Origin of the sequence: Lysinibacillus sp. JNUCC 51, assembly GCF_015999525.1 — a bacterium.
GTDB lineage: Bacteria > Bacillota > Bacilli > Bacillales_A > Planococcaceae > Lysinibacillus > Lysinibacillus xylanilyticus.
Window position 1 is genome coordinate 4,217,624 of the sequence record NZ_CP065545.1, and the last position, 17,586, is coordinate 4,235,209.

19 protein-coding genes and 1 pseudogene are annotated in these 17,586 nt (G+C 36.5%); 18 read left to right on the forward strand and 2 right to left on the reverse strand.

Annotated elements, in window-relative coordinates; genetic code table 11:
* Positions 1–210 precede the first annotated feature (210 nt).
* From JNUCC51_RS20375 to JNUCC51_RS20410, 8 genes are all read left to right on the forward strand, one after another.
* Positions 211–624: a YxiG family protein gene (locus tag JNUCC51_RS20375; RefSeq protein ID WP_337989504.1), complete on the forward strand. Its 414-nt coding sequence runs from the start codon at positions 211–213 to the stop codon at positions 622–624.
* 451 nt (positions 625–1,075) lie between these two features.
* A complete protein-coding gene (locus JNUCC51_RS20380; RefSeq protein WP_337989505.1) occupies positions 1,076–1,960 on the forward strand; it encodes a deaminase domain-containing protein in 885 nt (294 codons plus the stop codon).
* 26 nt (positions 1,961–1,986) lie between these two features.
* Entirely contained in the window at positions 1,987–2,667 is a 681-nt protein-coding gene (locus tag JNUCC51_RS20385) for an Imm3 family immunity protein (protein ID WP_337989506.1), read from the forward strand.
* An 844-nt stretch (positions 2,668–3,511) separates the two neighbouring features.
* Entirely contained in the window at positions 3,512–4,078 is a 567-nt protein-coding gene (locus JNUCC51_RS20390) for a phage baseplate assembly protein V (protein ID WP_337989507.1), read from the forward strand.
* A 202-nt stretch (positions 4,079–4,280) separates the two neighbouring features.
* Positions 4,281–4,661, forward strand: coding sequence for a hypothetical protein (locus JNUCC51_RS20395; protein WP_337989508.1), 381 nt, complete (start codon positions 4,281–4,283; stop codon positions 4,659–4,661).
* Positions 4,662–4,822: 161 nt separating this feature from the next.
* Entirely contained in the window at positions 4,823–5,461 is a 639-nt protein-coding gene (locus tag JNUCC51_RS20400; RefSeq protein ID WP_337989509.1) for a hypothetical protein, read from the forward strand.
* A gap of 12 nt (positions 5,462–5,473) precedes the next feature.
* Positions 5,474–6,007: a hypothetical protein gene (locus JNUCC51_RS20405; protein WP_337989510.1), complete on the forward strand. Its 534-nt coding sequence runs from the start codon at positions 5,474–5,476 to the stop codon at positions 6,005–6,007.
* Positions 6,008–6,708: 701 nt separating this feature from the next.
* Positions 6,709–7,530, forward strand: coding sequence for a replication initiation protein (locus JNUCC51_RS20410; protein WP_337989511.1), 822 nt, complete (start codon positions 6,709–6,711; stop codon positions 7,528–7,530).
* On the opposite strand, the gene JNUCC51_RS24865 is transcribed toward JNUCC51_RS20410, so the two are convergent.
* Complete coding sequence (locus tag JNUCC51_RS24865) at positions 7,527–7,742, reverse strand: helix-turn-helix domain-containing protein (RefSeq protein ID WP_412758785.1); 216 nt, start codon at positions 7,740–7,742, stop codon at positions 7,527–7,529. The two genes, JNUCC51_RS20410 and JNUCC51_RS24865, sit on opposite strands and share 4 nt — an antisense overlap.
* 205 nt (positions 7,743–7,947) lie before the next feature.
* Between JNUCC51_RS24865 and JNUCC51_RS24870 the strand changes: the two are divergent.
* Positions 7,948–8,106, forward strand: a pseudogene (locus tag JNUCC51_RS24870) (recombinase family protein); the annotation flags it as partial.
* Positions 8,107–8,381: 275 nt separating this feature from the next.
* Positions 8,382–9,620 (forward strand): IS110 family RNA-guided transposase, encoded by a 1,239-nt coding sequence (locus JNUCC51_RS20420; protein WP_337989512.1) that lies wholly within the window; start codon positions 8,382–8,384, stop codon positions 9,618–9,620.
* A gap of 42 nt (positions 9,621–9,662) precedes the next feature.
* On the opposite strand, the gene JNUCC51_RS20425 is transcribed toward JNUCC51_RS20420, so the two are convergent.
* Positions 9,663–10,996, reverse strand: a protein-coding gene (locus tag JNUCC51_RS20425; protein ID WP_337989513.1) for an IS3 family transposase whose coding sequence is annotated in 2 segments (ribosomal slippage) — positions 9,663–10,615 and positions 10,615–10,996 — 1,335 coding nt in all. Because the reading frame shifts where the segments join, the coding sequence is not laid out codon by codon here.
* A gap of 222 nt (positions 10,997–11,218) precedes the next feature.
* Here JNUCC51_RS20425 and JNUCC51_RS20430 point away from each other — a divergent pair.
* From JNUCC51_RS20430 to JNUCC51_RS20465, 8 genes are all read left to right on the forward strand, one after another.
* Positions 11,219–11,617, forward strand: coding sequence for a nucleic acid/nucleotide deaminase domain-containing protein (locus tag JNUCC51_RS20430; protein ID WP_337989514.1), 399 nt, complete (start codon positions 11,219–11,221; stop codon positions 11,615–11,617).
* Positions 11,618–11,621: 4 nt separating this feature from the next.
* Positions 11,622–12,131: a hypothetical protein gene (locus JNUCC51_RS20435; RefSeq protein WP_261612635.1), complete on the forward strand. Its 510-nt coding sequence runs from the start codon at positions 11,622–11,624 to the stop codon at positions 12,129–12,131.
* A gap of 70 nt (positions 12,132–12,201) precedes the next feature.
* On the forward strand, positions 12,202–12,453 hold the full coding sequence (locus tag JNUCC51_RS20440) for a hypothetical protein (protein WP_337989515.1): 252 nt from the start codon (positions 12,202–12,204) through the stop codon (positions 12,451–12,453).
* 828 nt (positions 12,454–13,281) lie between these two features.
* Positions 13,282–13,923: a hypothetical protein gene (locus tag JNUCC51_RS20445; RefSeq protein ID WP_134020110.1), complete on the forward strand. Its 642-nt coding sequence runs from the start codon at positions 13,282–13,284 to the stop codon at positions 13,921–13,923.
* Positions 13,923–15,458 carry a phage baseplate assembly protein V gene (locus JNUCC51_RS20450; protein ID WP_337989516.1) on the forward strand — a complete coding sequence of 512 codons (1,536 nt, stop codon included), beginning with the start codon at positions 13,923–13,925 and terminating at the stop codon, positions 15,456–15,458. The genes JNUCC51_RS20445 and JNUCC51_RS20450 overlap by 1 nt, the downstream gene beginning before the upstream one ends.
* 15 nt (positions 15,459–15,473) lie before the next feature.
* The gene (locus tag JNUCC51_RS20455) at positions 15,474–16,571 is read left to right on the forward strand and encodes a pentapeptide repeat-containing protein (protein WP_337989517.1); all 1,098 of its coding nucleotides are present in this window, start codon (positions 15,474–15,476) and stop codon (positions 16,569–16,571) included.
* Between the two features lie 39 nt (positions 16,572–16,610).
* Positions 16,611–17,108 (forward strand): hypothetical protein, encoded by a 498-nt coding sequence (locus tag JNUCC51_RS20460; protein ID WP_337989518.1) that lies wholly within the window; start codon positions 16,611–16,613, stop codon positions 17,106–17,108.
* Positions 17,109–17,184: 76 nt separating this feature from the next.
* The gene (locus JNUCC51_RS20465; RefSeq protein WP_134020098.1) at positions 17,185–17,583 is read left to right on the forward strand and encodes a DUF4280 domain-containing protein; all 399 of its coding nucleotides are present in this window, start codon (positions 17,185–17,187) and stop codon (positions 17,581–17,583) included.
* Positions 17,584–17,586 lie beyond the last annotated feature (3 nt).

The following is a 17,586-nucleotide window of genomic DNA, read 5'->3' on the forward strand; positions in this document are numbered from 1 at the left end:
AAAGGTTATAAAGTTGAAATGCCAAATGGTGATAAATCTATTATAGTAAGGGTCATGGAAGCAGGTTCTGGGGGCGAAATGAACCATATTTTAGATTTAGTATTGATGGTAAAATATCCAATGATATAAGCCATACACATATTGATATAACCGATGACGCATTAAAACTGATTGATATAATGATAAAAGCATATAAAGGAAAGTGATAATATGGCGGATAGATTATCCGATTTACTCAATGAACTATGGGCTGCAGTTATTGAAAGATATGAATTTGATATCTTGAAAAATAAAATTAGTTTTGAGTTGAAAACAATAGATAATGGATATGAAAAAAAGTATAAAATGGTTTTTGAAGGAGTAACAGCATGGTATTTTGTCGGAAATACTGGTGAAGAAAGGCTTAATACAAAAGCTAATGTTGAGGAAGATGACTATTTAGAATTAACGTCAATTGACTTTTATGTGAGGGGAATAGGACAAATTAAGCCCTCATCAATAGAAGAGGACTGGGTAAATCAATATTATTCTAATGCTAACTTTGCATTGGAAATATGGAATGCTATATTGTTAGTTGAAGCAAAATGTATTGTCATAAATGGAAGTAAATATACTGTAAGTTAGCTGTATAGTGGTTATCGTATAGATAACCGTTTTTTTGGGGGGACGGAGTGCCGAACGTCCCCTCTATATTCAATGTATAGAGATAACCTCCTGTAAGCTTCGAAAGCCCGTAAATTCATAAAATTTGCGAAAAAGAAGTTAGTAAAATGGTATATACGAACCGTAAAAAAGGCTGCCATTTATGCGAAAAAGACTGTTCAAAAAGCCAAACAGTATTATCAGAAGGCAAAAACCCAAGCAAAGAAAGCCGCCGTAAAAGCAAACAAACAAACCACTAAGGAAACGGTCGTAAAAACAAAGCCTAAAACTGAAAACCCATTTGTAAAATCATACAATAGTTTTATTGAAATTGGTAAAGATTTTAAGAATGGTCTAGATACAAGGGAACAAAGCATTAGACTCACAGTATGATTTTGCAAACTATCTCACATTAGGAGTATTAGATGGTATAGTGTCTGGAGCGAAGGACAGACAAGGAAAAATGTGGAATTCACCTTCTGACTTTGCAAATTACGCAAGCTTTGGCCTTACCGGAATGGTTGAAGGGGCAGTAAACCCAAAAGACCCTTTATCAAAGGAACACTGGTTAGATAGTTTTGGTGTTGTAACTTCATTATTTGGATTAAAAGGAGTAAAAGGAACTACTTCTAAAACACCTAGCGGCGGTCAAACAAAACCAGCACCAAACCCGGCGCCAAAACCAGCACCAAAACCGGCACAAAAACCAGCGCCAAAACCCGTACAAAATCCAAATCCAAATCCAAATCCAAATCCAAATCCCCAAAAACAAAATGAGACTAAGGTTGCGCATAAGGATAATGGAGTTAGTTATGGTAAAGTGTATCCAACAAGGGAAATTGATATGAAGAATGAAGGATATATTCTTGATCGTGCTACGGAATATAAAAAATTAGTATCAAATACGCTTCTTAAGAAAAGAGGAGGGGGGAATTTCGGTTACGCTGAAGTAAATATATCAGGATTGGACAAGAAAGAATTCTATGCACATAGTAAAATAGATGCAACACATGGAAATCCCAATTATGAAGGGTTTTCAGTTAAACCAACTGAGGATAAGATTAAATTTAGTGCAACAAATGCCCCGAATGAGGTAGGAGATGTTTTCCTTAGAGATATGGATACTGAGTATAAAATTTTAAATGATATTGCAGATAAATTAGGGCATAATCCCGATGCTAGTGGTAAAATATTATTTACTGAACTTGATACTTGTGGTAGTTGTAGTAGAGTTATAAATGCCTTTAGCAAAGAATACCCAAATATTGATATTGAAATTATTCATAATAATGGCCAAAAAATTAAGGTTAATAAATAATAAATTATACAGGAGTGTGGAGAAAATTGGATTGGAGTTATTACGAGCTTTTAACCTCAGTTTATGATACTTACTTGGAATACAAAGATGAAAAATTTAGTGATTATGAAGCATTAGCGAGAACAACTTATGATTTTGAAGTTTCTATGAATGATGGAGAAGCCGAGAAAGCAACTATCCATGTTGCTTTAGCGAGAATTGCTCTAACACATTCAAAATTATCTGTACGTGCTAAGGAATTATCGTGTGAAGTGTTAACAAATCTAAATATTAACAGTATCAGACAGCAGTTAAGTACAGAAGAAGTAGAGGATCTATTAGAAAGAAGAGATTACGTATTACGTCAATTTGATGATACAACGATTTCATTAAATCACGATCCTAGGGCACGCTGGTATTATCATGAGATGACTAAGGAAGTAAAAGTTTATTTTGATAACATTATTAGTATTATCCCATTAGAAGAAGTTTCTGATAAAGTGCTGAAACGTTTTGAAAGGGACTGTAAAAATACGCTTAGTGAGAATATTACTATTAAAGTCACATTAGCTGAACTATTAATTAATAAAGGAATTCATGATCATGGAGAACTTAATATAAAATATGAACTTGAGAAGTTCAATATAGATGACGTAGGGCAACAGTTAACGGAATCAGAAAAAGAAGATTTATCTCAACGTATCAACAATCTAATAAAAATCTATTAAAAGTATATCAAGAGAAATTAAAAATTAAAATTCGATATTATGTTGAAACGGATAGTTCATATTTTTAATGTTGAACAGGTCAATTGTGGTCAATACTACCTATAATTGATTTGTTTTTTTGTTATCAGAGTGGTAATAAAGACGAAGCTGGTTCTATTTTGTTAATATAAAGTAGTGACTATGTGCAATCAGCTTTGTGCAAAATAGTACTTGCTCGTTATTATATTTCTGTAAAACTGGGTAAGTATAATCGAACTTTTATCCTGGATTATTCTTCAACAATATATACAAAAAATCAAGGGGAAAATGGAACTGGGTTTTGTTTTTGAGGCAGTAAGTAAACATCATATTCTACAGCAAGTTGACGGTTTCGAAACAAGGCTTGTGCAAAAAAGATTGTCTACACTATAATCGCTGAGAACTAGATAAGACTAAATAAAAAATTGCCTGAAGACATCATCAATGAGATAAAAGAAGGATTGTTTGATAATTCCGATTTTGAATTGACAGAGGAAGAGCGTCAGGACTTATCGAAACGAATTGCTAGAGTTCTTGAAAATCTTTACAGTTAAGCGCAAAGGTAACATTGTATAGAGCATTGGAAAAGTCTACTTTCAAAAATTCGATGTGTCATTCAAGATGCTGAATGGGATGTGCAAATAACAAGTTTTAAATGTGGTGAGAAATACTTAGAATGTGACTCAATCAAACTAAATAATGGTAAAATTCAGACTTGTTTACTGGAGTAAATGTAAAGTATTAGAATGACACAATTTTTTGTAAAAACAAACAGTTCAAACGACCATAATTATGGTGAGTTTGAGCTGTTTATTTTTTCTAATCTATGATTTATAGGTGTGGCGAAGTCCATAGCACGTATGCAACAAGGTATGAGTATCATTTACTGTCCGAGGCAGGCATTCGTCAAGAAAGACTTAACATTCCTTCCCTGTCAGGCACAGCGATTGAGGGTAAGGTATTAGAGGTCAAAAAAGATCAAGTACGCCTGCACCTATCAATTGATGAGGCACAAAAAAAGGAAGAAGCCACATGGTTCTCACTTGCTACGTCTTATACTGCAGAAGGACATAGCGGCTTTTACAGCCCGCCAGAAGAAGGCGATAGCGTTCATCTTGCCTTCCCGACACACCGGGAGGAAGCAGCCGTTGTCCGCCACAGTGTACGAAAGGGCGGCGACTCCAACCCAAAGACAGCCGATCCAAAAACGTCCTACTGGGGCACACCAAAAGGCAAGGACATCAAGCTAGACCCGCAATCGGTGACGTTTACCGCAAAGGAAGGCGCCGTTTTCCTAAAGCTGGATCAGGGTAGCGGAGTAGAAGTACATAGTAAGCAATCACTTACACTAAAACCAACGATATCACCTTTGCAGGTAAAAGCATTTCGATGAGCGCAACAGAATCCATGCGCTTGACATGTCGCACTAGCAGTCTCGTTCTTGACGGTATCACCGATATGCAGGGACAGGTTGTCACTATGGAAGGCTCGAACAAAGCACCAGTGTCCGTGTCTAATACATCGGGAGAAGGTGCTGACCTTGAATCCGCACTAGATATCGTGGGTATGATCCCTACTGGTGGGGGTGATGCTTAATGGCAAAGAAGGGTAAAGGCTTCTGGGGAGCCGTTGGCAGTTTCTTTGGAAGTATCCCTGTTGTTAAGAGTGTTAAAAAGGCAGGCAAGTCTTTAAAAAAGAAAATTAAAAAGGCGAAAAGTAAATTAAAATTAAAGAATCTTTTAAAAAAACTTAAGAGGAAGCTTAAGAAAAAGATTGGCAAGGTTTATACGAAAGCCCGTAAATTCTTAAAACTTACGAAAAAGAGACTTGTAAAATGGTATAAACGAACCGTAAAAAAGGCTGCCCTTTATGCGAAAAAGACTGTTCAAAAAGCCAAACAGTATTATCAGAAGGCAAAAACCCAAGCAAAGAAAGCCGCCGTAAAAGCAAACAAACCACTAAGGAAACGGTCGTAAAAACAAAGCCTAAAACTGAAAACCCATTTGTAAAATCATACAATAGTTTTATTGAAATTGGTAAAGATTTTAAGAATGGTCTAGATACAAGGGCGAACAAAGCATTAGACTCACCGTATGATTTTGCAAACTATCTCACATTAGGAGTATTAGATGGTATAGTGTCTGGAGCGAAGGACAGACAAGGAAAAATGTGGAATTCACCTTCTGACTTTGCAAATTACGCAAGCTTTGGCCTTACCGGAATGGTTGAAGGGGCAGTAAACCCAAAAGACCCTTTATCAAAGGAACACTGGTTAGATAGTTTTGGTGTTGTAACTTCATTATTTGGATTAAAAGGAGTAAAAGGAACTACTTCTAAAACACCTAGCGGCGGTCAAACAAAACCAGCACCAAACCCGGCGCCAAAACCAGCACCAAAACCAGCACCAAAACCAGCACCAAAACCAAATCAAAATCCTAAAAAACAAGATGAGACTAAGGGTACGGGTTATTCTGGTAAGTTACCGAGTCAAGGTACGGTTGATGCAGGAATAAATGGAGCACCAAAAGTAGATGCAGGAAAGCAAGGTAAGCATGTGCCTGGGCATGGTAATAACGTTTCAACCAAGTCACAATGGCCTGAAGGTCAAAATGGTGTACAGTTAACTCAAGAAGCATGGATGAATGGAACTCCGGTAAGAGCAGATGGAAGTGTAAAGACTTATGATTTTGGCAAGCCAGTTGGACCAAATGGAGAAACTAGGGTAAAAGTTCATATTGATAAAAAAGGTAATATTCATGGCTATCCTGTACAATAATGGAGGTATAATATGAAAGAAGTTTTACTGAATACAATTGGCAGATTGTATGGAAAAGGTGATTTTCAATATATACTCGCTAAGTATATTGATAAGGAATATTGGGTTAGTAAGTTTAATGATGAGGTAGAACAGATTTTCATCGATAATCTTACCGACTTCAGTTATTCAACGTGCTTTTCTTATTTTATTCAATCATCGCTGAGTCCGAACTTTAGAATAGGTAGTGATGAGTTTAATGATTATCTTTTGGAAAAGCATGAGATAACAGGGGTTATGGTTTTAATTTCATTAATTGCTCCGTATTCAGTGATTAAATATGTTAGGTACAATTACAATGATGGGGCTGTACAAATACATGAAGCATATTCTCCACTTAATAAAGAAACAGAGCGGATTAATATAAGGGTTTTAGAAATATTAAATAATAATGGAATTCAAACGCTAGACGAAGATATTCTTAATGTTGTAGTGCCGAATATTTCATTAGAGTTAAAAGAGGAAGACGTTACAATATTTAATTGTCTTTTTGAGGATAGTTATTGAGTTGTTAAACCTTGACTGGCTATATGCCTTCAAGGTTTTTTCTTAACTCAAAGAAGTTTGTGGTTAAAAAGTAATCTGATATTTGATTCGAAAACTCATGAAGGCTGGACCATCAAGGAGTACTCTATAAACAGTGGTCTAGGAAGAAAAGTGTGAAAATTAGGCGAGATGACATTTTACATGCAGGAGGTATTTTTGTATGGAATAGTGACTAAATAAACGATAATGACAAAGCTCGTGGCGATGAACAAGGATATAAATAGTTTTTTAATTGTGTACAGTTAAAGATATCCTTGAATTTGAATTAATAACTCGTGAAGGCTAGGCCATCAAGAAGTGCTATTTTAACAATAATGAAATAAGAGCGAGAATAAGCGAGATGACATTTTACTTACAAGGACCACTTATGGATGTATTAAGGAACAAACACACGAGATTAAACAAGCTAAAGGGTTTAAACGTTAAACTTGCCATATGGTAAAAAAGATGTCATACTGTCAATACTAAAATAACTTATAAAACTTGCAAATATTAATCAACTTAGAAAATTTATAAACTTAAAGCACTTGATTGTCTATAACAGGCGACAAGTGCTTTTTTGCATGTTTAAATATGTAAATTGAAAAGATTGCGCTTATTTAATTAGTGTACTAAGTGTTAAATTTTATACAAGTACTAGCATACAAGGGGAAGAACAGGCGATGGAAATAGAGGTTTCGATAGATAAGTTTGTTTTAGATTATAGGGATGTACCATATTCGACATTTTTACGTGTTTATATGGTCGGAGTGCAGAAATATAAAGTGAAAATGAAGATTTATAGTGGAACATACAGCTATGAACTACACATGCGGAAAAGTGACGATGTATACATTCATCTATATTTTAAAAACTTTAGAGAAACAGAAGGTCACTTACATACCCTAAGGATTGAAACAAGGCCAGAGCATTACTCACATTTTAGAGAAATACTAGAGATGGTAGGAATACGAGCAAGCCGAGTAGAATTTGTAAGCCGTGATGTAGCGTATGATTTACAAACAGGCTTGGAAAATATAGTGGTGATACCGACAGACGCACGGAGGAATATGACACACTTTGATACAACACGATATTTTGGTAGAAGCGACCAACGTAAACGGAATGGTTTTTGTAGGATTTATGATAAACGGCTTGAACTAGCAAGGAATAAAGGAATTTATTTAGCACATGAATTAAGCCGAATAGAAGTTGTGTATAACGTAAATGAGCAAGTATTGCTTAAAGACCTAATGAAACATCCACCAAAACAGAATGAACATTATTTTGCGGCTGTAGTAACAGAGTGGCAAATACTTAAAAATAAGCAACGAGAACGGGTAGCTAGCATGCGAGACGGAAGAGATATGTATACACAGTATATACGGAGGGAAATAAAAAAGACCCTTACAAATCAGTATCGATTGGACTTCGACGAATTAGCAAGGGTGGAGTGGAAAAGATTGATAGAAGAACCAAGTTCAACTGTACTTCAAGTGAGTTAATCGTTCATCTCCAATACAAGTAGGTCCTGGATAGAGACGTGTAATGTGTCGCACAAAGCTGAAAGAGTACTTATATGCAGACGTTGTATGGGCTGAGTACATAAATCATTGACAGTATTAGGGCGCAATGAGGCTTGCTTGGCAAGTTGCCGACGGCTCATTTGTTTTTCAATTAAAATTTCATTGAGACGTAGACGAATAGTAGAAGACATAATAAAAACACCTCTTTGTTAGATTGTAAGGTTATGTATAGTGTACGACCATACTAGAGAAAAAACGACTTTAAAATAAAGGGTTGTGCATAATTTGGGTAAGGTCGTACAGTATGTTGTAACGGATAGACGTTACACACAAGTTATCCGCAAAAAACGGGTAAGCGTTACAGGGACTTTAATTGCTGTAACGGTAGGGGGCATTATGAAAGAAAAAGTAGTTGGTTATGTAAGAGTTTCAACAGAAGGGCAAGTACGTGAAGGGTATAGTTTAACGTATCAAGTAGAAGAAATTGAAAGGTATTGTGACGAAAATAAGCTTCAACTACTTCACATATATGAGGATAGAGGACTCAGCGGATCGAACAGAGAAAGGGAAACGATTTACAAAAGTACAAGTGAAGCGCATTTTAGACCGTGAAAGCTTTTATCGGGGGATTTATACATATGGACAAATACAAGCAAATGGGCAACACCCTGCAATAATTTGAAGAGCTACTTAAAAAAGGTGCTCATTTACTTATATATCTTCATATAACGGTGAAAATGGATAGGCTTTCGTACCAATGCGCACCAGTTGGTGAACGCTCGAACTAAGGTTGCCGGCATTTTCATTCCATTGAATAGGAGGATAAGTTAATGCACGAAAGACAGAAGCATTTTTATGTGGGAGTAGATTTACATAAGCAACACCATGTGGCGGTTATTATTAATTGTTGGCAAGAAAAACTAGATGAAATAAAGTTTGAAAATAAGCCTTCTGCTTTTTCAACTTTTTTACTGGATATTTATAAACATATGGATGATGGTTTGACACCTATTTTTGGTTTAGAAGATGTTGGGGGCTATGGACGAGCATTAGCGCAGTTTTTGGATGAGCACGGACAAGTTGTAAAAGAAGTGAATCCAGCTCTTTCATACGCTGAACGAAAAAGTAATATGACCACACAAAAAAGCGATAGTTGGGATGCAGAATGTGTAGCCAGAATTTTAGTGAACAAACTAGACCAGTTACCAGATGCTAAACCACATGATTTATACTGGTCGATACAACAGCTGGTCAGTAGAAGAAATGCCTTAGTAAAGGCACAAGGAGCTTTAAAGAACCAACTGCATATTCAATTAAGTCACCACTATCCAAGCTATAAAAAGTTTTTTTCAGAAGTAGATGGAAAAACAGCATTGGCATTTTGGGAACGATATCCGTCTCCACCGTGTTTAGAAGCGGTAAGTGTAAAGCAATTGACCATATTTTTATTAGAAGCGAGTAGCAATACATGTTCGGTGAAAAAAGCGAGTGAGATTTTAAAGTTGGTGAAAGAGGATGGAAACACAATAAGAGAACACCAAGAAACACGAGACTTTCTAGTAAAGAGCATCGTCAGAGACATTTCATTTAAGAAGCAGGAAATGCGATATGTGGAACGAGAATTGAAAGGGTTAATGAGTTTACTAGACTTTCAATTAGACACGATGCCAGGCATAGATCTAGTTACAGCTTCGGCTTTAATTGCAGAAATAGGTGATGTACGCCGTTTTCCGAATGCCAACAAATTAGCACGATTTGCGGGCATTGCGCCTGTTTACTTTGGTTCTGGTGGGAAAGGAAGGGAACAAAAAAGCAAGCAGGGAAATCGGGCGCTACACGCTTTATTTTACAACTTAGCCGTACAGCAAGTACAAGTGGCAAAAGGAAGTAAGCTGCCAAGGAATCCAGTATTCCATGCATACTATCAACGGAAACTAAAAGAAGGCAAAACAAAGGGACAGGCATTGGTTTGTATCATGAGAAGGCTTGTAAACATTATATACGGCATGATGAAGCACAAAACAGCCTATGAATTACCGATAATAAAAGAGGAAGAAGTAGTTTATTGAGGTTTAAAGTGTACCCTTTGTAAAGGACATTTTGAAAAAAAGCTAGGCTACCTTTTGAAGCTGCTGTCTGTATTTTGCAGGCGGCAGCTTTTTCAAGTTCCATTGCCCTCGATAATGGTTGTAATACATCATATAACTTTTCACTTCTCGTTTTACTTCTTCTAATGTTTCGCACGCTTTCAGATTGGTTTCGTCTTTAAAATGACCGAAGAAGGATTCTTGAGGGGCGTTATCCCAACAGTTTCCTCGCCTTGACATAGATTGCCCTAGTCCCATTTCCTTCACAAGTTTCTGGAATTTTGGATTCGTATAATGGAATCCTTGATCTGAATGAATAAATGCATCTTTCGTTAAATGGTGGTGATTTCGCTTCAATTTACGAAGAGTATTGAGCGCAATATCCATACTTAATGAAGCAGATACTTCATACGCTAAAATTTCGTTTGTCTCAGCGTCCTTAATCGTTGATAAATAAGCACGTTTGCCGTTTCCATACGTCAAATACGTGATATCTGTTAATAATACTTTTCCTGCTACACCTTGTTTGAAGTTACGTTGTAATTCATTTGGACATGTACGATGTTCTTTTGTTGCTTTGGCCATTCTACGTGCAGGATTTGCTTTTCGAATTGGGCATACAATCTCGAATTTCTTCATAATACGGCGAATACGTTTTAAGTTATATGTAATCCCATATTGATTTTCTAACGTCATTTTAATTTGACGTGCACCTTTCCTACGCCCACGGAAATGATACGCTTTTAAAATGATATCTTTGATGGCTTTATCTGCTAACTCATGGGTTGCACGCTTTTGTGCTGATTTTTCTGTGAAATAATTATAGTAACCTGAACGAGATACACCCATGATTTCGCATAGATAACTTACTAAACGTTTTAGTTTATATTTTTGAATCGTTTTACTGATTAAATCAAATTTTAGTTCTGTTGTAATTGTTATTTCTTCTTTAACATCTGCCTTTCGAGTAGATCGAGCTTTTTTAAAAGTTCATTCTCCGCTTGTAATAATCGATTTTTCGCTTCTAATCGTGCAATTTTTTCTTCTAAACTTAATTCCCGTTCTATTGGACGACCTGAATTCGTTTTACGTGTATCTTGTAGACCAGCTACTCCAGTTGTACGATAAGCTGCACGCCAACGCTTTCCCGCTGAACTAATGCGCTTCAAACCAATTAGTTCAACATTTAAACCAGCCTCTTCAAAAATCGTTCTTGGGAGTTTTCCTTTTTCATTTTCTGCAATAAAATGGCGTTTGAATTCCTCAGTATAAGTAATCGCTTTATCACTAATAGCCTGGACATTAGGATTACATTTTAGTTGTTCTTGCTCTTTTTTAGTAAATAATCTTTTCGTCATTTATTCCGCTCCGACATCTTTTTTCTCATTATAAACAAAAGTACCCTATAGGATAGACTTTTTTCAAAGTGTCTATCTTATAGGGTACAGTTTAGTTTAAGATAGATTGTTTTTTTATTAGCGGATTTTAAGATTACAACATAGGGTACGGGTAATACTACGAATTTAGCTAATCCAAAATTGCCGTTACAAGTTAAGTATGGAGAATCTGATTTAAGTTCAATGGCGAAAAATTATCGAATTGATAATCAAATATATGATTTAAGAAATATTGTTGTGGCAGACATTGAGAAAGATGGTGCACGTTTTTCGAAGGTTTTTGAAAGTACAGAAAGAACAAAAGTAAAACCAAGTGGAAAAGTTGAAGTGAAAAAAGTGCATTCCGAAAAAGTTTTGGTAGAGGAAAAAAAAGCTGCTGAACTAAATGGACAGACTTATAAAGTCCACCGAGTGTACACTGAAAGAGAACCTTGCATTCTTGGTGGTCATGATTGTAAGGCACTACTAAAAAAAGAACTTCCTGACGCTGAAGTAAGCTATAGTGTTGAGTATGGGGACAAAGCTTCAAGAGATCGGGGAAATGCTGAATTAGCTAAAGAGCTTGAAAAGTTAAAGGAGTGAAAGTATGGATTTTGACATCCGAGAGATACGAGAATATTATGACTCAGAAACACGAGACTATGATTTTAATGAATTAGTTAATTTTGGGGTAAGTGTTGAAAATGCTGATTTTATGGTAGATATTGGAGTGCCGAAAGAATTTGGTGATTTTGAGTTCTATGAGTTTATTAACTTCCGAAAAACGGTAATTAATGAAGTGCAATTTATCAAAGTGGGTCATTGTGCGTCTTATGAATATGGACTTTACTTAAAAGAGGGGAGCGATGAGCTTTTTACTAGTTCTTCCTTACATCACCCTCTAATTTATACGCTTAATCAGAACTTAAGAACGTTCTTCTTGTTTCATTTGATTAGGCAGGAAATATCAATGGAAATGAGAAAAGAAGGTGTATATACTTCAAATAACTATGCTATTGAGTTGAGGAAGGTGTATGAGCAAATTGACCCCATAGCAATGAAGGAAGTAGAAGGATATTGGTCACATTTGATAGAAGACTATGAAACTGGATTATGAAACCCTATGAATTGCTTAATAAAGTAGTAGAGTCTGGGAGCCCAGGGTTATCCATCAAGGGAGGAATAAGATGGCTTCATATGTTTTATTACTAAAAGAATATGAAGATAATGAAACTGTAGTTTACAGATTCAGACCTAATGAAAATACTATGGGGAAAATTGAGTTAAATAAATTGACTAGAAAGTTTTCCGAGTTAGAAGTTATATCGGATAACAATTTTCCATCTAAATTTTATTATGATAGAGCATCTCAAAGATTGGCAGTTTGCCTAGTAAAAGAAGGTGGTGTGTTTCCTGACAGAACAGCTATCGAATCATAGTAAATAAAAAATTACCTTGATTGGCTTTATGCCTTTCAAGGTTTTTAAATTTTAGTGTACTTAATACATAAATAGTAATTTGATGTTTGAATCAAAAACCAATAAGGCTATAACTGATAAAAAAGCATTACAAATTTGAAGGTTTATAGTTAGTAAGTGGTGTAAATATGAAGGGTGCGTTTGCTTTGCCCTTCTATCCCATTGAGGAAACTGCCGTTGTCCGTCGGTGCGACTCTAACCCTAAAACAACAGATCCCCAAACGTCTTACTGGAGTACAACAAAAGGCGAGGACATCAAGCGTTGTAACAATCGTTATGATTCATACAGATTAATTTTATACATCCTTAAACAGCAAAAATGTACATATAGTACTGCTATTAAATATCTTTTGATTTGTTACTCTTAAATGCAGCATACCTTCATTATTTACAACTTATAATTATCCTCTTCATCATAAATGTATTCGCAGTTCGATCGAGTTACATTTCTATACCCCAATGATTAAAGTTTCATTTTATCCTTCCCCGCACACAGTATATCTAACTACTAAATTTCAAATTTTCCCGATCTTCAGGATTATTTTTTTGTCTATTCCAAATAATAGAACTTATGGATGTTGACTTTTTACCTGGGGTTTATTAGCATATTTAATGATGAAAAAGAACCAATTAATGGTTTTCTTTCCATATATGTAATTAATACTGGAATATTACTGAAAAAAATTAAATTAATAACAAAATGACCTAAGTAATTGGTGTTATTTAACAATAAATAAAAAACGAGGTCATAAGATAGAAAGACTAATCGAAACAAAGGAGCGAAAAAAAATGAGTTTTATGGATGAAGAAGTTATTGAGATGACGAAACATGCAAGGCAGAAGAAACGAATGGAGAACATCGAAAATCAATTATTACATACTGATATTGTGAAGGCGATTAAAGATGGTCAGCTCATGATTGAAGATGAAACGATTGAGTTTAAAGAAATGAGTTTTTATGAGGATCAAATCCGGATGTGCATGCCTGCAACATTTGATGTGATGGAACCTGAATTAATGGATATTAAATATCCCTCAACTCGCAGACCCGATTATATTTACACAAGCGAAAGTACGTCCATCAATGTCACGCTGAAAATCATGGAACAACAGATAAAAGCAGAGGAATTAGAAGACTTCACAGAGGCCATGAGGAACATCCTTCAAAAGACGCAGCCAACTGCAAAAATGTTGGATAACGGTATGAATGAAGTTAACGATGTACAAATTGGTTACTTTGATTTCATTACGCCAGCACTAGATAACAAGATTTATAATTTAATGTTTTTGTTTAGAGTAGGCGAGAATGTGACGATGGGCTCGGTTAATTGTTTGAAAAAAGAGATGAATATTTGGAAACCCATTGCTTACGGCATGATGGAATCTATCTCGGTTGAAAACAAATTATTAGATGGGGAAGGTGTTGTTTAATGAAAAAGGAAACTGCCTTAACGTATAAAGATATAATCGTGATGCCCTATAATATTCGCGTCAATCAAATCGAAATTACGCAACAAATGAATGAGCATGCTACATTGCATTTAACGGGTGTGATTCCAGATGAACTCGAAGATTCCTATGTATATATGACAGATGCAGAAACGGCTATTGAAGTATTGCAAATCGGCAGTGGTGGACAAACTATTCCTATTTTTAATGGGCTTGCGTTAGATGTACAAGTGAAATCGGTTTTGGGCACATATTATTTAGAGGTTAAAGCAGTTTCGCATACGTATGTGTTAGATGTTAAGAAGAAAAACCAAACTTATCAAAATGCGAGTATGCCCTATAGTGAATTAATAGATGCATGTATTGCCGATCAAAAAGGTGCAGATTTCATGGATTATGCCACTAAAGGCGCTAGCATTGGTCGTTTCACGATGCAGTATATAGAGACAGATTGGGAGTTTCTTAAACGAATGGCATCACGATTCCATACAGGCCTGGTGCCAGATACGGTTCATCCGGCCGCAAAGTTTTACTTCGGTGTACCGTTTCAAGCAGGGGGCACGAAAAAAATGGAGGCCATTAATTATCGAGTTAAAAAGGCGATTGGCAATTTCCTTGTGTCCAGTAAAAATCATCTTGACGGTATTACTGATAGTGACTACATGTACTATGAAGTAGAATCGTTCCAACCATTCAAAATAGGCAATGAAGTGACGTTCCAATCAAAGAAACTGTATGTCTATAAAATCTACTCAACTTTAAAAGATGGCTTGTTCAAGCATATCTATACGTTAACACCTCAGAACGGCTTCAGTGTCCACACTACTTATAATCAAGCTATTATTGGCGCCTCCATTCAAGGAAAAGTAATTGATGTTGCGGGGGACAAAATTCGTATTCATGTCGATTTTGACGAGGGTCAAGAAAAAGATACAGCATATTGGTTTCCGTATTCAACGATTTATGCATCAGAAGATAATACAGGATGGTACTTCATGCCGGAGCTATCTGATAACGTCAGAATCTATTTCCCAGGCAATCGTGAGGATGAAGGGATTGCGATTAGTTCCGTATCAAAAGCACCACCACAATCTGGTTCGATGTTAGCAGCGACGAATCCGCCTAGTCCAAGCGGTGGTGGAAGTGCCAGTGCCGGTGGCGGAGGAGGCGGTGGTGGATCAAGACCTGCACCACCAGAGGATAGTCGCCAAGATCCAGCGCGGATGGCTGATCCAGATGTCAAAACACTCAGAACGAAGCACGGTAAACAAATTCTACTTGCACCCGATCGGATTGTCATATCTGGTGGTGGATTAATGATTTCGCTTATGGATGATAATGGGATCTCCATCATAAGTGATAAAAATATTACCTTACAAGCAACAGATAAAGTTGCCATCAATGCGAAGCAAATTATGATTAATGCGACCGAGAAAATAGAGATGACTTGTAAAGACAGTTCAATCAAGATGGAAGACAAAATGGAGATTAAAGGAACAGAAGTACGAGCAAATTAGTGAGGATGTGAACGCATGAAACGAGAAGAAGCATTACAGCATTTTATGGATGAATGCGTGTCAGTTCATATCAGCCGATTACAGGAGAAGGTTGATCGACAGTTTCGTCAAGAGAAGGAAATCTTACTAAAACCAATCATTAACTCGCTTGAACAGCTGTTTGCAAATATTAAAGATCTGCAAGAGCAAGAAAGGTTAGCGCCAGTTGCCTTTATTCATTTTTCATTGCTACGAACATCATTACTAGAAAACAAGTGTACGTATTTGCTAGAAGCCTATGGAGAAAAATGGTACTACGACTGGGGAGAATGCACAGCACAGTATGAAGCGGATTGGCTTAGTGAGGCGATTATAGATTTACAGAAAACGCTTGAAAAAGAAAGAAAGCCATATCTCTCCATCCAAGCAGCTGACGTTCGAGGAATTATTCAACAGACAGTGATTCTGTTTCATCAGTATATTATTCAATTGGTACGCTATCTCTTCCGTTATCAAAAAGACAGCGTACCTGAAATAGATTTTCAACGAGCCGCGTGTTTACGATTTCGTGTCGGTGAATATAAAGGATTTAGTGAAGATGTTGCGATCATCGACGAACGAGAACGGGTGGAAGAAAATCTTGTCTCATGGTTAGAGAAAAACGAGATGGACAAATCGTATACGTTTGAAAACTTCTCAAGTCTACAATTACAGCAAAAACATTTCAACCAAATGGACTTTTCCTATGCAAATTTCAGTGGGAGTGACTTAGAAGGGGCTTCATTGAAACAAAGTGTTTGCATCGGGACTAGTTTTGTAGATTGTAGCTTAGCGAATGTTGATTTTTCATATGCAGCTATTCAAGATGCTGATTTTCGAAATGCCAATTTAGCAGGCGCTAATTTTACGCATGCACAGGGGAAAACGCTGTTGCTTCCCGATGACGAGGTTGCGTGTTACTTAGGTACTGATTTCAGTAATGCGAATTTGGAAAATGCACGGTTTGAGTTTGCACAAATTGCAGGCGCCAATTTTACAGGCGCCAATTTAAAAGGAGCTACCTTCTTTAAACGCGATCAAGAGAAGTGTCTATTTAGCCCAGACCAGATAAAAGACATTCATTGGATTCATTAACTTTGAAATCAATAGAAATGATAGTTACAGGAGGAAAAGATGGAGTATTTTATTCTTCGACAAGATCAAAGCATTACAAATCCAATCATTCCTTTCAAGACAGACCTCGATGATGACTTTATCTGTTCATCTGTATTCGGGGAAGTAATAGAAAAAGAGAATGCGGTATATCTGGATTATTTAGAGAAGCCTCGTAGAATCGTGTCGGATGATTTAAAAGGGTTATTGGTGAAATACGAGGATAACTTAGAATTTACAGCCATTGTCTTTACGGATGTGAAGAAAGGAACACAGCGTGTGCATTGGCTTATGGACATTGTAAAGAAGAACTGTATTTCCGATGACACGATTTATTATCCAGACGGACAAATAAAGGAGCTCGTGATTGACCCTAAGAAGGTGGAACTAGATTGTATTTTTCAAGTCGACGGCAAAAAGGAATCGTTTACCATCGTCAATTTAGACGTGGCAGAAAGTATGCTGCGACGACCATATCTCGGGATTCAGTTGCAACGAGTAAAACTACAAAGACGATAATCATTCTAATAAATCATTCCAAAACACTGTCGTAGTTTGAAACAGTGTTTAATCGATACGAAAGGAAGGATATTAAATGGCTCAAGTTGTAGAAAGTTTGGAAACAGAAGGTTCGGAACAAGAGCAATTTAGTTATGTCGTACATGGCGCCATCATTTCTTGTGAGCATGGTAGCCACCTCAATTATTTAAATTTGCCGCAAGATCATGGCGTTTATATTAAAGAGAAAGCCGTCATGAATGTAGGGGATCGAAACCCTGATAACATCCCAACCTTTGGTGTTTGTTTACAGTTGCAAAAGCCATGTACACCAACATGTTCCATTGATTGGATGGAAGGAATGGAAACTGTCAACATCGAGGGGAAGCAAGCGTTATTAAGCCGCTGCCATACGCAATGCTCAGCAGGTGGAGGAAAAATCGAAATTATTCATGACGGTCAAGAGGAAGTAGAAATACCGAAACAAGGTTTTTAAAAG

Excerpts from the sequence above, each read along its gene's own strand:
- JNUCC51_RS20450 (WP_337989516.1), top strand. The coding sequence starts at position 13,923 with ATGAAAAAGGAAACTGCCTTAACGTATAAAGATATAATCGTGATGCCC.
- JNUCC51_RS20430 (WP_337989514.1), top strand. The coding sequence starts at position 11,219 with ATGGCGAAAAATTATCGAATTGATAATCAAATATATGATTTAAGAAAT.
- JNUCC51_RS20465 (WP_134020098.1), top strand. The coding sequence starts at position 17,185 with ATGGCTCAAGTTGTAGAAAGTTTGGAAACAGAAGGTTCGGAACAAGAG.
- JNUCC51_RS20435 (WP_261612635.1), top strand. The coding sequence starts at position 11,622 with ATGGATTTTGACATCCGAGAGATACGAGAATATTATGACTCAGAAACA.
- JNUCC51_RS20410 (WP_337989511.1), top strand. The coding sequence starts at position 6,709 with ATGGAAATAGAGGTTTCGATAGATAAGTTTGTTTTAGATTATAGGGAT.
- JNUCC51_RS20395 (WP_337989508.1), top strand. The coding sequence starts at position 4,281 with ATGGCAAAGAAGGGTAAAGGCTTCTGGGGAGCCGTTGGCAGTTTCTTT.
- JNUCC51_RS24865 (WP_412758785.1), bottom strand. The coding sequence starts at position 7,742 with ATGTCTTCTACTATTCGTCTACGTCTCAATGAAATTTTAATTGAAAAA.
- JNUCC51_RS20375 (WP_337989504.1), top strand. The coding sequence starts at position 211 with ATGGCGGATAGATTATCCGATTTACTCAATGAACTATGGGCTGCAGTT.
- JNUCC51_RS20390 (WP_337989507.1), top strand. The coding sequence starts at position 3,512 with ATGATTTATAGGTGTGGCGAAGTCCATAGCACGTATGCAACAAGGTAT.
- JNUCC51_RS20420 (WP_337989512.1), top strand. The coding sequence starts at position 8,382 with ATGCACGAAAGACAGAAGCATTTTTATGTGGGAGTAGATTTACATAAG.
- JNUCC51_RS20445 (WP_134020110.1), top strand. The coding sequence starts at position 13,282 with ATGAGTTTTATGGATGAAGAAGTTATTGAGATGACGAAACATGCAAGG.
- JNUCC51_RS20405 (WP_337989510.1), top strand. The coding sequence starts at position 5,474 with ATGAAAGAAGTTTTACTGAATACAATTGGCAGATTGTATGGAAAAGGT.
- JNUCC51_RS20460 (WP_337989518.1), top strand. The coding sequence starts at position 16,611 with ATGGAGTATTTTATTCTTCGACAAGATCAAAGCATTACAAATCCAATC.
- JNUCC51_RS20440 (WP_337989515.1), top strand. The coding sequence starts at position 12,202 with ATGGCTTCATATGTTTTATTACTAAAAGAATATGAAGATAATGAAACT.
- JNUCC51_RS20455 (WP_337989517.1), top strand. The coding sequence starts at position 15,474 with ATGAAACGAGAAGAAGCATTACAGCATTTTATGGATGAATGCGTGTCA.